Annotated in this window: 12 protein-coding genes; 3 read left to right on the top strand and 9 right to left on the bottom strand. The window is 72.3% G+C overall.

What is annotated here, in order from left to right:
- Positions 1 to 542: 542 nt before the first annotated feature.
- Positions 543 to 1,550, bottom strand: a complete 1,008-nt coding sequence (locus tag LZ495_RS36640; protein WP_235057482.1) for a stage II sporulation protein M — start codon at positions 1,548 to 1,550, stop codon at positions 543 to 545.
- A 264-nt stretch (positions 1,551 to 1,814) separates the two neighbouring features.
- Between LZ495_RS36640 and LZ495_RS36635 the strand changes: the two genes are divergently transcribed.
- The gene (locus LZ495_RS36635) at positions 1,815 to 2,831 is read left to right on the top strand and encodes an RDD family protein (RefSeq protein WP_235057481.1); all 1,017 of its coding nucleotides are present in this window, start codon (positions 1,815 to 1,817) and stop codon (positions 2,829 to 2,831) included.
- Between the two features lie 35 nt (positions 2,832 to 2,866).
- Positions 2,867 to 3,511, top strand: a complete 645-nt coding sequence (locus LZ495_RS36630; protein WP_235057480.1) for a hypothetical protein — start codon at positions 2,867 to 2,869, stop codon at positions 3,509 to 3,511.
- Between the two features lie 72 nt (positions 3,512 to 3,583).
- On the opposite strand, the gene LZ495_RS36625 is transcribed toward LZ495_RS36630, so the two are convergent.
- The 8 genes from LZ495_RS36625 to LZ495_RS36590 all read right to left on the bottom strand — a co-directional run bounded on the left by LZ495_RS36625 (position 3,584) and on the right by LZ495_RS36590 (position 12,395).
- Positions 3,584 to 4,360 (bottom strand): HNH endonuclease family protein, encoded by a 777-nt coding sequence (locus LZ495_RS36625; RefSeq protein WP_235057479.1) that lies wholly within the window; start codon positions 4,358 to 4,360, stop codon positions 3,584 to 3,586.
- A gap of 405 nt (positions 4,361 to 4,765) precedes the next feature.
- Positions 4,766 to 6,205, bottom strand: coding sequence for an adenosylhomocysteinase (ahcY, locus tag LZ495_RS36620; protein ID WP_235057478.1), 1,440 nt, complete (start codon positions 6,203 to 6,205; stop codon positions 4,766 to 4,768).
- Between the two features lie 249 nt (positions 6,206 to 6,454).
- Positions 6,455 to 7,408, bottom strand: coding sequence for a cation diffusion facilitator family transporter (locus LZ495_RS36615; RefSeq protein ID WP_235057477.1), 954 nt, complete (start codon positions 7,406 to 7,408; stop codon positions 6,455 to 6,457).
- 144 nt (positions 7,409 to 7,552) lie between these two features.
- Positions 7,553 to 8,764, bottom strand: coding sequence for a mannose-6-phosphate isomerase, class I (gene manA / locus LZ495_RS36610; RefSeq protein WP_235057476.1), 1,212 nt, complete (start codon positions 8,762 to 8,764; stop codon positions 7,553 to 7,555).
- A 2-nt stretch (positions 8,765 to 8,766) separates the two neighbouring features.
- Complete coding sequence (locus tag LZ495_RS36605; RefSeq protein ID WP_235057475.1) at positions 8,767 to 9,960, bottom strand: SIS domain-containing protein; 1,194 nt, start codon at positions 9,958 to 9,960, stop codon at positions 8,767 to 8,769.
- Positions 9,957 to 10,151: a Trm112 family protein gene (locus LZ495_RS36600; protein WP_235057474.1), complete on the bottom strand. Its 195-nt coding sequence runs from the start codon at positions 10,149 to 10,151 to the stop codon at positions 9,957 to 9,959. Before LZ495_RS36600 ends, LZ495_RS36605 begins: the two co-directional genes overlap by 4 nt.
- A gap of 253 nt (positions 10,152 to 10,404) precedes the next feature.
- Positions 10,405 to 11,751 (bottom strand): phosphomannomutase/phosphoglucomutase, encoded by a 1,347-nt coding sequence (locus LZ495_RS36595; protein WP_235057473.1) that lies wholly within the window; start codon positions 11,749 to 11,751, stop codon positions 10,405 to 10,407.
- 230 nt (positions 11,752 to 11,981) lie between these two features.
- Positions 11,982 to 12,395, bottom strand: coding sequence for a DUF3499 domain-containing protein (locus tag LZ495_RS36590; RefSeq protein WP_235057472.1), 414 nt, complete (start codon positions 12,393 to 12,395; stop codon positions 11,982 to 11,984).
- A 168-nt stretch (positions 12,396 to 12,563) separates the two neighbouring features.
- Here LZ495_RS36590 and LZ495_RS36585 point away from each other — a divergent pair, with 168 nt between their 5' ends.
- Positions 12,564 to 13,010: a metallopeptidase family protein gene (locus tag LZ495_RS36585; RefSeq protein WP_308268696.1), complete on the top strand. Its 447-nt coding sequence runs from the start codon at positions 12,564 to 12,566 to the stop codon at positions 13,008 to 13,010.
- The last annotated feature ends 130 nt before the right edge of the window (positions 13,011 to 13,140 follow it).

The raw sequence follows: 13,140 nt of genomic DNA, 5'->3' as shown, positions 1-13,140 counted from the left end.
CCCGAAGGGCTTCGTGAACGCCGGGGTATTATTTGGCGTTGACTTTTGGCACGCTGTTGAGTTCTCAAGGAACGGACGCTTCCTTCGAGACCCTTTCACCGGTCTCTCCGGGCGTTGCGCTCTTCGGCGTTACTGTTTTTCTTTCTTTCTGCGCTTCCAGCTTAGCACACCGTTTCCGGTCTGTTTCGCTTTCTGCTTTCGTCTTCCGGAAGAGGCCCTTGCGGGTTTCTCCCTTTCGACTCTTCGAGCTTAGCAGCCGTTTTCCTTGCTACCAAACCCGCGTCGTGTGGCCTATTTTCGGAAACGCCAAAGGAATACACAAAAGACGACACGGCAGACGTCATGGAAAACCATGAGAACCAACGTGAGATCGGAATTGCTTCCTGTGGCGGATCCTGGACCCTGTTCCATCGAAGACTCGACAGGAACGGGATCGCCCGCTCGACACCGGTAGATGCTACCAGGTCCTCGCCCCGCTTGCCAGCGTTGCGACAACCCTTCGAACTTACGCGTCCCGTGTCGGTGGTGTCAAGGTCACCCTTTCAGCCCACCGCGGGCAGCTCGTCCGCGAGATCCGATGATGCCATGTCTCCGGTCTCACCTGCGGCAACGGCGCGCCGGCCCAGGACGAAGACGTACAGGAGGAAGGCGGTCTCGGCGGCGACGCCGATTGCGATGCGGGCCCAGGTGGGCAGTCCGGACGGAGTCACGAAGGCTTCGATGACGCCGGAGACGACCAAGACCAGGGCCAAGCCGATGGCCATGCCGATGGCGATGCGGCCTTCTTCTGCAAGGGCTCGGCCGCGGGTGCGCGGCCCTGGGTCGATCAGCGTCCAGCCCAGGCGCAGGCCGGTGCCGGCCGCGACGAAGACGGCGGTGAGTTCGAGGAGGCCGTGCGGGGCGATGAGGCCGAGGAAGACGTCGAGGCGTCCGGCGTCGGCCATGAGGCCGCCCGAGGCGCCGACGTTCGCGGCGTTGGTGAAGAGGATGAACAGCACCGGCAAGCCGAACAGCACGCCGAGGGACAAGCTGCCCGCGGCCACCCAGGCGTTGTTGGTGGTGACCTGCGCGGCGAACGAGGACGCCGGGGCGCTCTCGTAGTAGGTCTCGAAGTCGCCGCCAGGCCTGGTGAGTTCCCGGATCTGGTCGGGAGCGGCGATGGACGCCTGCACGGATTCGTCGGCGGCGACCCAGGCTCCGATGGCGGTGGAGACCAGGACGAACACCACCGCAGTGGTCACCCACCAGCGCCGGCTGCGGTAGACCGCAGCGGGGAAGCGGGTGGTGAGGAAGAGGATCGCGTCGCGCCACCCGGTGCCGCGGGGCGCGGTGACGGCAGAGCGGCCGCGCGCGACGAGGGAGGACAGGTGCCCGACAAGAACAGGGTCGGGGGCTGCCGACTGCACCAGGGACAAGTGCGTGGCGGTCCGGCGGTACAAGGTCACCAGTTCGTCCACCTCGGCGCCGCTCAGCCGGCCGCGGCGGCGGGCGAGCTCGTCGAGCCTGGCCCATTCGGCGCGGTGTACGGAGACGAAGACATCCACGTCCATGCGGGAAATCCTCCTAGACGTGGTGCCGGGCGACGACGGGTGGTGTTCGGCGGGCTGCCGCGGCCGGACGGCGGCCTGCGGTCGGTAGGCGACAGTCGGTGGCCGGAGAGCGACGGGCGACGTCCCAGGTTCGCGGTAGGGGCAGTATCTATGTACCTGATCTCCGCAGGTGCATGTGCGAGCAGCGAGATCGTGCGGCGGTGCCCGGCGGCTGCCGCGGGATGAGATGCGTCAGTGACGAGCAGCGGTAGTAGAGGAGCCTTCGTGAGCGACCTGGTCACCGGTGAGGCCGTCGCGCTCGACCTGCGGCCGGCCCGGTTGCCGAGCCGGGCCTTGGCGTTCTGCATCGACCTCGTCATGCAGGCGGCCTGCCTGCTGGCCGTCGCGTTCGGCATCGGCAGCCTGATGACCGGCGTGGACGACGCGCTGGCCGCCGCGGTCGGGCTCGTGTTCGTGGTGTCGATCCTGCTCGGGTGGCCGGTGGCCTGGGAGACCGCGACGCGCGGGCGCTCGCCGGGGAAGATGGCGCTCGGTCTGCGGGTGGTCCGCGACGACGGCGGGCCGACGCGGTTCCGCCATGCACTGGTACGCGGGCTGGTCGGCGTCTTCGCGGACTTCTGGACGACGGCCGGCAGCGGTGCGGTGATCTCGTCGCTGGCGTCGCAGCGCGGCAAGCGGCTCGGCGACCAGGCCGCGGGGACATTCGTGGTCCAGGAGCGGACGCCAGGCGCCCGGCACGTCCCGGTCGCGATGCATCCGGCCGCGGCCGCCTGGGCGGCGGGACTGGACCTGTCGGGGCTGACCGATGACCTGGCCCTGCACGCCCGGCAGTACTTGGGCCGCATCGCGCAGTTGGATCCGGCGGTTGCCGGAGAGCTCGGGATGCGGCTGGCCGGCGAGGTCGCCGCCCGCATCGGGGTCGCACCGCCGCCCGGGGTGCATCCGGCCGAGTTCCTGGCCGCGGTGCTGGCGGAGCGGCAGCGCCGGGCGTACGCGAAGTCGCAGTTCGCGGCCGGGCCGGCGGCGGGCAGCGTGCCGGGGTGGGGCCCTGGGCCGGCCGGGTTCCCGGTGCCGCCGTACCAAGCGGCGCAGCCGTATCAGGGAGCCCCGCCGTACCAAGGAGTCCCGCCGTATCTGGGAGTTCCGCAGTACCAGTCGCCCGGGCAGCCGGCGGGAGCGCCTGCCGCCCCTGTGCCGCCCGCGCCGCCCGCGGGAACTGCGGCACCTGCAGCGGCCGAACCCGCGCCGCGGCCCGCGACCGGCTTCAAGCCGCCGGTCTGATCGGCAAGGTCCCGGAGCCGCTTAAGGTCGGGGGCATGCCTTCCGGTGCCTACACGTTCTTCGATCCGCACAGCGGCGACGCCTTGGGCGTCGAGCGGTTCAGTTGTGCTCCCGGGCCGGCCGGGTGGCGCTATCGCGCGGTGGGCGACGGCGATGGCCGGGTGACCGATGTGACGCTGGATGCGCGCGGGCGCCCGGTACGGGTGGAGGCGTTCGCGCACGGGTGGCGGGTGCGCGGCGGCGCGGCGGTCGTGGACGGGGCCGCGGCGGTGATGTGGGTGCGCGGGCCGGCGGATCCGGAGGGCGGTGGCGAGGCTGTGGAGGGTGAAGCCAAGGCGCAGGCATTCACCGGCCGCTCGCCCGCCTTCTTGGTCGGGACCGCGCGGCTGCTGGGGCTGACCGTGGGCGCTTCGGTGCGGGTGCGGTTGGTGGGCCTGAGCGAACCGGCGCTCGCGCCGATGACCTGCGATCAGGGCTGGGCGCTCACCGAGATCGAAGAACACCCCACGCCTGCCGGTCCGTTGCCGGTGGCGCGGTACGAAGTCGCCGACCTCGCCACCGGAGAGCGCGGCGTGGTGCACCTGGCCGGCGACGTGGTGCTGTCGGCTCCCGGAGTCGAGTTGGAGGAGCTGGACGGGCCGCCCAACTTCCTGCATGGTGCCGGGGCAGCGCTCGCCTGACCGGCACCGGTCACCTGGGCGCGGTCACATAGGCACCGCGATCACACGGGCGCAGTCAGACGGGCACCGCGGTCACGCGCACTGCTGGAGCATCGCCGCCTTGTCGGCGTCCGTGACCGGCAGGTCGTACTTGAGGGAGACCTGCGCATAGCGCACCGCATAGGCGCAGCGGATCGGCTTGTTCGGCGGCAGCCACGACGCCGGTGTCGAATCGCCCTTGCCGTTGTTGGTCGGGCCGTCGACGGCGAGCAGGTTCAGCGGGTCGTTGGCGAGCTGCGTGCGCTTGTCCTCGGACCAGCGGGCCGCGCCCATCTGCCAGCTCGCGCTGAGTGCGACGACGTGGTCGATCTGCACGGCAGTCGCCTCGCTCTTGGTGAAGGCGATCTCCTTGCCGGTGTACGGGTCGGCCAGTGTCATCGTGTTGACCACGCACTTCGAGCCGGACTTGAAGGCGACCGCGGTGCCGTCGCGCTTGAGGATGTCGTCGCGGGTGCCGCAGCCGTTGCGGCTGAGCGGTACGCCGTCGACCTTGTCGGTCCAGGCCGGGCCGTACTCGTCGCGGGAGTAGCCGGTCTTGGCTCCGCGACCGGCGGTCCGCAGCTGGTCGATGACCGCGCGGGCCTGGGCGCGGTCCGCATCCGCGGTGAGTGCGGCGAGGCCCGGTGCGGTGCCGTCGGCATTGCCGAGCGGTCCGGCGGCCGGGCCGGCCTGGCCGGGCGCCGCGGGCGAGGCCGCGCCTCCGGGGTCGACGGTGTCGCCTTGGCCGGTGCATCCGCTCAGTGCGAAGGCGGCCGCCCCGGTAAGTGCTGCTGCGCGTATGGCGGCGCGCCGTCCCCATCCCCTGCCCATGTCCCCGAGTCCCCTTGTCGGCGTGCGGTATCCGATTGTGCCGCGCCGTGCCGGGTGGTGTCCGGCGGTGGCGCGGTGTCCCATTCGGCGGTCAGCGGCAGCGGTTGGAGGCACTCGGCCAATGCGGCCCAGGCCGCCCACGGAATCGGCAACCGCATCTGCCACGCCTTCCCGGCCCGGGCCCCGGTGGTGCGGGCCGACCGGGCATTCGCCGAAATCCCTGCGTCTTGACCCTAGCCAGGTACCACCGCTTCACCCGGATATGCACGAAGTGGGCGTGTCCTGGGTGACCAGGGCCCGCCCCCGACGGGGGCAGCCACTGCGGGGGGGGGGGGGGGCCCCACTTCGGGAGCTGCCTCTGCGGGGGGCGCGCCCGCGGCTTCAGGGCCGCGGGCGCGGGTCGCGTCAGTAGCGGTACATCTCCGGCTTGTACGGGCCCTCGACCGGGACGCCGATGTAGGCGGCCTGTTCGTCGGTGAGCTTGGTGAGCTTCACGCCCAGCGCGTCCAGGTGCAGGCGCGCGACCTTCTCGTCGAGGTGCTTGGGCAGCACGTACACGCCGACCGGGTACTCCTCGGTCTTCGTGAACAGCTCGATCTGCGCGATCGTCTGGTTCGCGAAGCTGTTGGACATCACGAAGCTCGGGTGGCCGGTCGCGTTGCCGAGGTTCAGCAGGCGGCCCTCGGACAGCACGATGAGGGTCTTGCCGTCCGGGTAGGTCCAGGTGTGGACCTGCGGCTTGACCTCTTCCTTCACGATGCCGGGGGTCTTCGCCAGGCCGGCCATGTCGATCTCGTTGTCGAAGTGGCCGATGTTGCCGACGATGGCCTGGTGCTTCATCTTGGCCATGTCCGAGGCCAGGATGATGTCCTTGTTGCCGGTCGTGGTGATGAAGATGTCGGCGGTCTCGACGACCTCGTCCAGGGTGGTGACCTGGTAGCCGTCCATCGCGGCCTGCAGCGCGCAGATCGGGTCGATCTCGGTGACGATGACGCGCGCGCCCTGGCCGCGCAGCGACTCGGCGCAGCCCTTGCCGACGTCGCCGTAGCCGAAGACGACCGCGACCTTGCCGCCGATGAGGACGTCGGTGCCGCGGTTGATGCCGTCGATCAGCGAGTGGCGGCAGCCGTACTTGTTGTCGAACTTCGACTTGGTGACCGAGTCGTTGACGTTGATCGCCGGGAAGAGCAGCGAGCCGGCCTGGAACATCTCGTACAGGCGGTGGACGCCGGTGGTGGTCTCCTCGGTGACGCCCTTGATGTGCGGGGCCATCGCGGTCCACTTGTTGGAGTTCTCGGCGAGGTTGCGGCGCAGCAGGTCGAGGATGACGGCGTACTCCTCGGAGTCGCCCTCGGCGGTCGCCGGTACGGCGCCGGCCTTCTCGAACTCGACGCCCTTGTGGATGAGCAGGGTGGCGTCGCCGCCGTCGTCGAGGATCATGTTCGGGCCGTCGTGGCCGGGCCAGTTCAGCGCCTGCTCGGTGCACCACCAGTACTCCTCCAGCGTCTCGCCCTTCCAGGCGAACACCGGGACACCCTGGGGGTCTTCGACCGTGCCGTTCGGGCCGACCGCGATGGCGGCGGCGGCGTGGTCCTGGGTGGAGAAGATGTTGCAGGACACCCAGCGGACCTCGGCGCCGAGCGCGACGAGGGTCTCGATGAGGACGGCGGTCTGCACGGTCATGTGCAGCGAGCCCATGATGCGCGCGCCGGCCAGCGGCTGGGCGGCGGCGAATTCCTTGCGGATGGACATCAGGCCGGGCATCTCGTGCTCGGCGAGTTGGATCTCCTTGCGGCCGAACGGCGCGAGGGAGAGGTCGGCGACCTTGAAGTCGGTGAAAGCCATGGCGGCGTTCCTCATTCGGTAGTCAGTCGGGCGGGTCGGTCGGGTCGCGCCGGACTTCGTGCATGCGCAAGGCATGCACCGGTCCGGGCGCGATCCAGTCGGGAGCCCTCTGCCCTCATGCCGTGCGCCGGGCCCGGCCCCGTTCGGGGGCGGTTCCGGCGCGGCGGTTCTGACTGCCGTCCGCAGCGACTGTGTGCGCTTGGGGCCGTGCCCGCGGACACGGCCGTGCTGCCGACGAATTTAGCACTTTCAGGGGGTCGGCTCGGCGGCCTGGCCGCCGGACGGGCGGGCTCCGGCGTGGTAGATGTCCGGTTCCAGGTAGATGACCCGGGCGATCGGCACCGCGGTGCGGATGCGGTCCTCCGCCGAGTTGATCGCGTCCGCGACCTCGGCCGCGGTGTCCCCGGCGTGCACCGCGATCTTCGCGGCCACCAGGAGTTCCTCGGGGCCCAGGTGCAGCGTGCGCATGTGGATGATGCCCTCGACGTCGTCGCCCGCGGTCATCGCGGCCTCGATGGCGCGCACGGTGTCCAGGTCGGCGGCCTCGCCGAGAAGGAGGCTGCGGGTCTCCAGGGCGAGGACGATCGCGATGAGGACGAGCAGGATGCCGATGCACAGGGTGCCGATGCCGTCCCAGACCGGCTCGTCGGTGATGACGGTGAGTCCGACGCCGAAGAGGGCGAGGAAGAGGCCGACCAGGGCGCCGAGGTCCTCGAGCAGCACGATGGGCAGCTCGGGCGACTTGGCGCGGCGCACGAATTGCGTCCAGGACAAGTTGCCGCGTACCGCGTTGGACTCCTTGATCGCGGTCCGGAACGAGAACGTCTCCAGGATGATCGCGAAGACCAGGACGCCGACCGCCCAGTACCAGCTCTTCAGCTCGTGCGGGTGGGCGATCTTCTCGTAGCCCTCGTAGATCGCGAACATGCCGCCGACCGAGAACAGCACGATGGAGACCAGGAAGCCGTAGATGTAGCGCTCGCGGCCGTAGCCGAACGGGTGCAGGGGGGTGGCCTCGCGCTTGGAGCGCTTGCCGCCGACCAGCAGGAGCACCTGGTTGCCGGAGTCGGCCAGCGAGTGCACGCCTTCCGCGAGCATCGACGACGAGCGCGTGAAGAAGAACGCCACGAATTTCGCGACCGCGATGCCGAGGTTGGCGATCAACGCCGCCACTACAGCCTTGGTTCCGCCTTCGGCACTCATGCAACTACCGCCCCATCGCGTGAGATCTCTCGATCATCGGTTCGCGTTCGCGGCGGACATTCTGTCACCGGCGCACCGCCGCGCGGCGCACATCCGGGCAGCCGTGTCCCGGGCAGGCCGGTACGGCGCGGATGCGGAGCCGGGTCAGTGCCCGCCGGGGACGGTGGCCCGGAAGACGCTGCCCGTGCCGCCCAGCAGCACCGGCGGGTCGTCGGCCGGGACGTACACGGACTGCCCGCGGGCCAGTGCCAGTTCGCCGCCGCGGCCGTCCGCGACCCGGGCCGAGCCGTCGGTGCACAGCAGGATCTGCGGCCCCGCGGCGTGCAGGGTGCGGGCCGGTCCGCCGTCGAGCACGAAGCGGGACAGCCGGAAGTCGGGCACGGGTGCCGCGTAGACGAGTTCGCCGTCCTCGCCGTCGACCGGTTCGAGGACGTCGACCGGACCGGCCCGGAACTCCAGGATGCGCAGCAGCTCGGCGATGTCGATGTGCTTGTCGGTGAGCCCGCAGCGCAGCACGTTGTCGGAGTTGGCGAGGATCTCCACGAAGACCCCGCGCAGGTACGAATGCGGCAGCCCGGCCGCGAAGTACACGGCCTGGCCGTCGGTCAGCCGCACATGGTTGAGCAGCAGTGCGGCGACCACCCCGGGGTCGGCCGGATGCCGGTGCGCGAGATCGGCGACCGCCGCGCAGGCCGCTGCGAAGGGCGAGTCGCTCTCCGCGACGCGCAGGCAGGCCGCCGCGACCTCGCCCACCACGATGGCGCGCTGGTTGTCGGGCAGGGTCAGCGCGTACGTCATGGCCAGCCGCAGGCCCTCGCCTTCGGCCTCGCGGCGCAGCGCGTCGCTCAGCCCGGCGAGTTCGGGCACCGCGAGCAGGTCGATGAGCTTGACCGTCTCGGCGACCTCGCGGAAGCCGCACAGCGCTTCGAGGTCGCCCAGGGCGCAGGCGAGTTCGGGCTTGTGGCTGGCATCGCAGTAGTTCCGGAACGGGGCGTCCAGCGGTACCCCGCGGGCCTGTTCCTCGGCGAAGCCCGCGGCCGCCTGGGCCGGGTTGGGGTGCACCTGGAGGGACAGCGGCTGCTCCGCGGCGAGCACCTTGAGCAGGAACGGCAGCCGGGCACCGAACCGGGCCGCGGTCGCGGCGCCGAGTTCGCGCTCGGGATCCGCGGCGATCACGTCGGCCAGCGCGCGCTGCCCGAGGCCGTCGCCGCGGTCGATCCGGGAGGGGTCGCCGGGGTGCGCGCCCATCCAGAGTTCGGCCTGGGGCTCCCCGGTGGGCGGTACTCCGAGCAGGTCGGGGATCGCGGTCGCGGAACCCCAGGTGGAGATCCGGACCCGGTTGACGAGGCGGTCCATTGCTATCGGATCCCGTCCCCGTCCCCGGGGCCCGTCCCGAAGGTGTCGAAGCAGCCGGCGGTGCCGGTGTCGTGTCCGGTGGTGAGGCCGAGGTAGGCGGCGGTGAAGTCGCCGAGTGCGACCAGGTCGCCGAACCGCGCCAGCGCGTCCGGGCCTTCCGCGGTGATCTCGTTGCAGGGCAGCGCGAGGTCGACGGCGACGCGGCGCACCCGGTCGACCTGGCGGCGCACCGCGGCGGTGTCGTCGTCGACGAGCAGCACCGGGCGCAGCCGCAGCGGCTCGGGCTCTTCGACGCGGTCCCGGAAGAAGTCGTCGGAGTCGCCGGACGCCCGGCCCAGCGAGCCGTCGAAGAGGTTGCCGGAGGCGAGCGCGGCGTCCGGCAGCGCGCCGGAGAGCGCGGGCAGTCCGGCGACCGCGGTGAGCACGCCGGCGAACCGGGCGGCGGCGACGCCCGCGATGGGACCGGTGCCCCAGACCACCGGGACGGAGCCGGCCAGGTCCAGGGCCAGCGACTTCGCGGGGTTCAGGTAGGTCTCGGCGGTCGGGCGGCAGCGCAGGCCCACCGCGTCGAGCCGGTCGGCGAGCGCGTCGAACGCCTCGCCGGGTCCGTACGAGCCGACGCCGCAGGCCTGGGCGACGGCCAGCAGGCCGGTGAGCAGGGGCCAGAACGCGTCGCGCGCGGCGCCGGGTTCGGGGGCGCCGACGGCGGGCGCGAAGGCGTGCACGCGCAGGCCGCGGGACTGCTCGGCGGCCGCGTCGAGTGCGGAGCCGGCGGGGGCGATCGCGGCCACGCCGCAGCCGCGCCGGTAGGCCTGCTCGGCCAGCGCGAGGAGGGCCGGCTCGTCGCCCTTGGGGCCGGCCAGGACGAGGAGGTCGAGCGGGCCGACCCAGCCGGGCAGCACGGTGCCGGCCGCGCCGCCGGTGCCGCCCGCGATGGCGACCACGGGGACCGCGGCGGAGGCGCCGGTGAGGGCGTTGAGGGCGGCGACCACGGGGCCGCAGCCGGACGGCACCGCGACGGCAAGGGTGCGCGGCCGGTCCCCGGGGGCGGCGCTGCGCAGACCGGACTCGGCGACCGCCCACGAGGCGCGGCGCACCTGCGCGCCGGCCCCGGCCAGGGTCAGCAGCGTCTGCCCGGTGTCCGCCCGGCCGAGCCCTTCGGCGTCGTCGAGCAGCGCCTCGTCGACCGGGATCATGCCGAGCCGGAGCCGGTGCCGGGGCGGCGCGCCTCGTCGGCGAGCAGCACCGGGATGTCGTCGCGGACCGGGTACGCCAGGCCGCAGGCGTCGGAGGTGCAGACCAGCTCGGCCGCGTCGGCGCCGGCGGCCAGCGGGGCTCGGCACACCGGGCACGCGAAGATCGCCAGGAGCGAGTTTTCGAGCTTCAAGGCTTCTCCCACGGAACGGATCGGCGGACCGGGCGGTCGAGGACACCCTACTGACTGGTTCCAAGATCCGATACGCGGCCGGTCCGCGGGCCGCCGGTGCGGCGGGGCGCGAACGGGAGCGCGCACGGAGGCGGCGTTTCGCCGGGCCTGCGCGGGCGGGAGGGCGAGGGGCGTGGCGCGCGGAGGCCGTCGAGGCCGCGCGGTGCGCGGGCCGGCACCAGAGGGTGAGCCCTGGTCCCGGCCCGCGGGCGGGTCAGCCGCGGATCAGGGCCAGGACCGCGTCGCGCAGCGCGGCCATCGTGGTGGCGTCCTTGGCCTCGACGTTCAGGCGCAGCAGCGGCTCGGTGTTGGAGGCGCGCAGGTTGAACCACCAGTCGTCGCCGCCGATGGTCATGCCGTCCATGTTGTCGACGACGATGCCGGGCTGCCCGGCGTAGGCGGCGCGCACCTTCTCGGTGGCCGCGGCCTGGTCGGCGACCTGGCTGTTGATCTCGCCGGACGCGACGTACCGGTCGTAGTCGGCGACCAGCCGGGACAGCGGGCCGTCCTGGGCGCCGAGCGCGGCCAGCACGTGCATCGCGGCGAGCATGCCGGTGTCGGCGCGCCAGAAGTCGCGGAAGTAGTAGTGCGCGGAGTGCTCGCCGCCGAACACGGCGTCGGTCTCGGCCATTTCCTGCTTGATGAAGGAGTGCCCGACGCGCGTGCACACCGGGGTGCCGCCGTGCTCGCGGACGATCTCGGGCACCGCGGACGAGGTGATCAGGTTGTGGATGATCGTCGCGCCCGGGTGCTTCTCCAGCTCGCGCACCGCGACCAGCGCGGTGATCGCGGACGGCGAGACGGGGTCGCCCTTCTCGTCCACCACGAAGCAGCGGTCGGCGTCGCCGTCGAAGGCCAGGCCGAGGTCGGCGCCGGTCTCGCGGACCTTGGCCTGCAGGTCGACGAGGTTCTTCGGGTCGAGCGGGTTCGCCTCGTGGTTGGGGAACGTGCCGTCCAGCTCGAAGTACATCGGGACGACGTCCAGGGGCAGGCCGTCCAGCACCGCGGGGACGGTGTGGCCGCCCATGCCGTTGCCGGCGTCGACGACGACCTTGAGCGGGCGGATGCCGGTGAGGTCGACGAGCCCGCGCAGGTAGTCGGCGTAGCCCTGGAGCACGTCCTTCTGCGTGATGGTGCCGGGCTTGCCGTCGAACTCCGGGACGCCCTGCCCGGCCAGGTCGCGGATCTGCGTCAGGCCGGTGTCCTGGCCGATCGGGGACGCGCCCGCGCGGCACATCTTGATGCCGTTGTACTGCGCGGGGTTGTGGCTCGCCGTGAACATCGCGCCGGGCAGGTCCATGCTGCCGCTCGCGTAGTAGAGCTCGTCGGTCGACGCGAGGCCGATCTCGGTGACGTCGGCGCCCTGGCTCGCGGCGCCTTCCGCGAACGCCCGGGACAGGCCCGGCGAGCTGGGCCGCATGTCGCGGCCGACGACGATCGCCTCGGCGCCGGTCACCTTGGCGAACGCGGCGCCCAGGGCCCGCGCGGTGTCCGCGTCCCACTGGTCGGGGACCACGCCCCGGACGTCATACGCCTTCACGATCTGGGAAAGGTCGCGCACCAGGGCTCCGCTCGTCGTCCGCTTGGGTCCACAGGGTCGGCTCGGTCCCCCGCAGGGGCGGCTCGACGGCCCGCGCAGGGGCCGGACAAACCCTATCGCCGCACACACCGGTGCCGGATCCGACCGAACGGGCGACCGGGCCGCGGAGTCGCCGCGGAGTGTTCGGAACCCCTCGGGTCCGGCTGGTCCAGGCGGGGGCCGGTCGGCGTGCGGGCTTGCTCAGCGCCTGGTCAGGAGTCCGGCGAGCGGAGCACGCGGAGGTGGCCGCGCCGGCCGCCGTCGGAGGGGCCGCCGCGGTCCGCGGGCTCGGGCACCGAGGGCTGCTGGGGCGGGCGGGCTGCCTCGCGCACGGCGTTGGCCAGCGCTTCGAGGTCGTCGCTGCTGGGCTTGCCGGCCGCCGGATCCGGGGCCAGCCGCACCACGTCCCAGCCGCGGGGTGCGGTCAGGCGCTCGGAGTGCTCGGCGCAGAGGTCGTAGCAATGCGGTTCGGCGTAGGTCGCGAGAGGTCCGAGCACCGCCGTGGAGTCCGCATAGACGTACGTCAGCGTCGCGACCGCAGAGCGGCCGCATGCAGTCCGCGAACAGCGACGTACAGGGCTCACGGGGATGGACGGTACCGCACCGCGGGCGCCCGCGGGTCGCATACGCCCCACGTCAGGCCCACGTGTCGTCCCGCGGCCGGTCCGGCAGGGGTGCCGGACGGGTCGGGTGCGGCCGCGGGACGGGGGCTGCGCGGGTCTCGCACCAGTGTGCGGAAGCCGCGCCGCGAGGGCTCCAGCGGTGCCCGGGACCGAGCCCCTATGCTCGAAAGCGTGCACAGTGAGCACTCAGGCCCGCCCTCCCACCGCGACCGGCCGCCGCGGAGGCGCCGCCGCGACCGGCACGGCCGGGGCATGCGCGGCCCGCTGGCGCCGCGCCCGGTGCCGATCGCCCTCACCCGGGCGGAGAAGTTCGACGATCTGGCCTCCGACTCGGTGGAGCGCCTGACCAAACGCTGGCCCGAACTGGAGCGGGTGCGCTTCGCGGTGCTGGACGTGCCGGAGGCGGAGACCGAGCTGCTGGCCGACGAGCCGGTGGCGCTGGGGCGCATGGTGCCCGCGACCGCGGACGAGACCGCGATGATCATCCTGTACCGGCGGCCGCTCGAACTGCGCGCGGAGAGCCGCAGCGAGCTGGAGATGCTGGTGCACGACATCCTCGTCGAGCAGGTCGCGGACCTGCTGGGGCTGGACCCGGACACGGTCGACCCGGACGGCTGACGGGCACGTGGTCCAGGCGTGCTCGGCCGAGCACGCCCGGGTGCGGCCGATCGTGGGTGAGTGCGGCACACGGGACGGCACGCAGGACTGCATGTGGAACGGCGAAGCGGCGGCGTCCGCCCGGAGGTCC

Source organism: Yinghuangia soli (assembly GCF_021502675.1).
Taxonomy (GTDB): Bacteria; Actinomycetota; Actinomycetes; order Streptomycetales; family Streptomycetaceae; genus Yinghuangia; species Yinghuangia soli.
The sequence above is the reverse complement of the archived record's forward strand: the minus strand, read 5'-3'. Positions and strand labels throughout refer to the sequence as shown.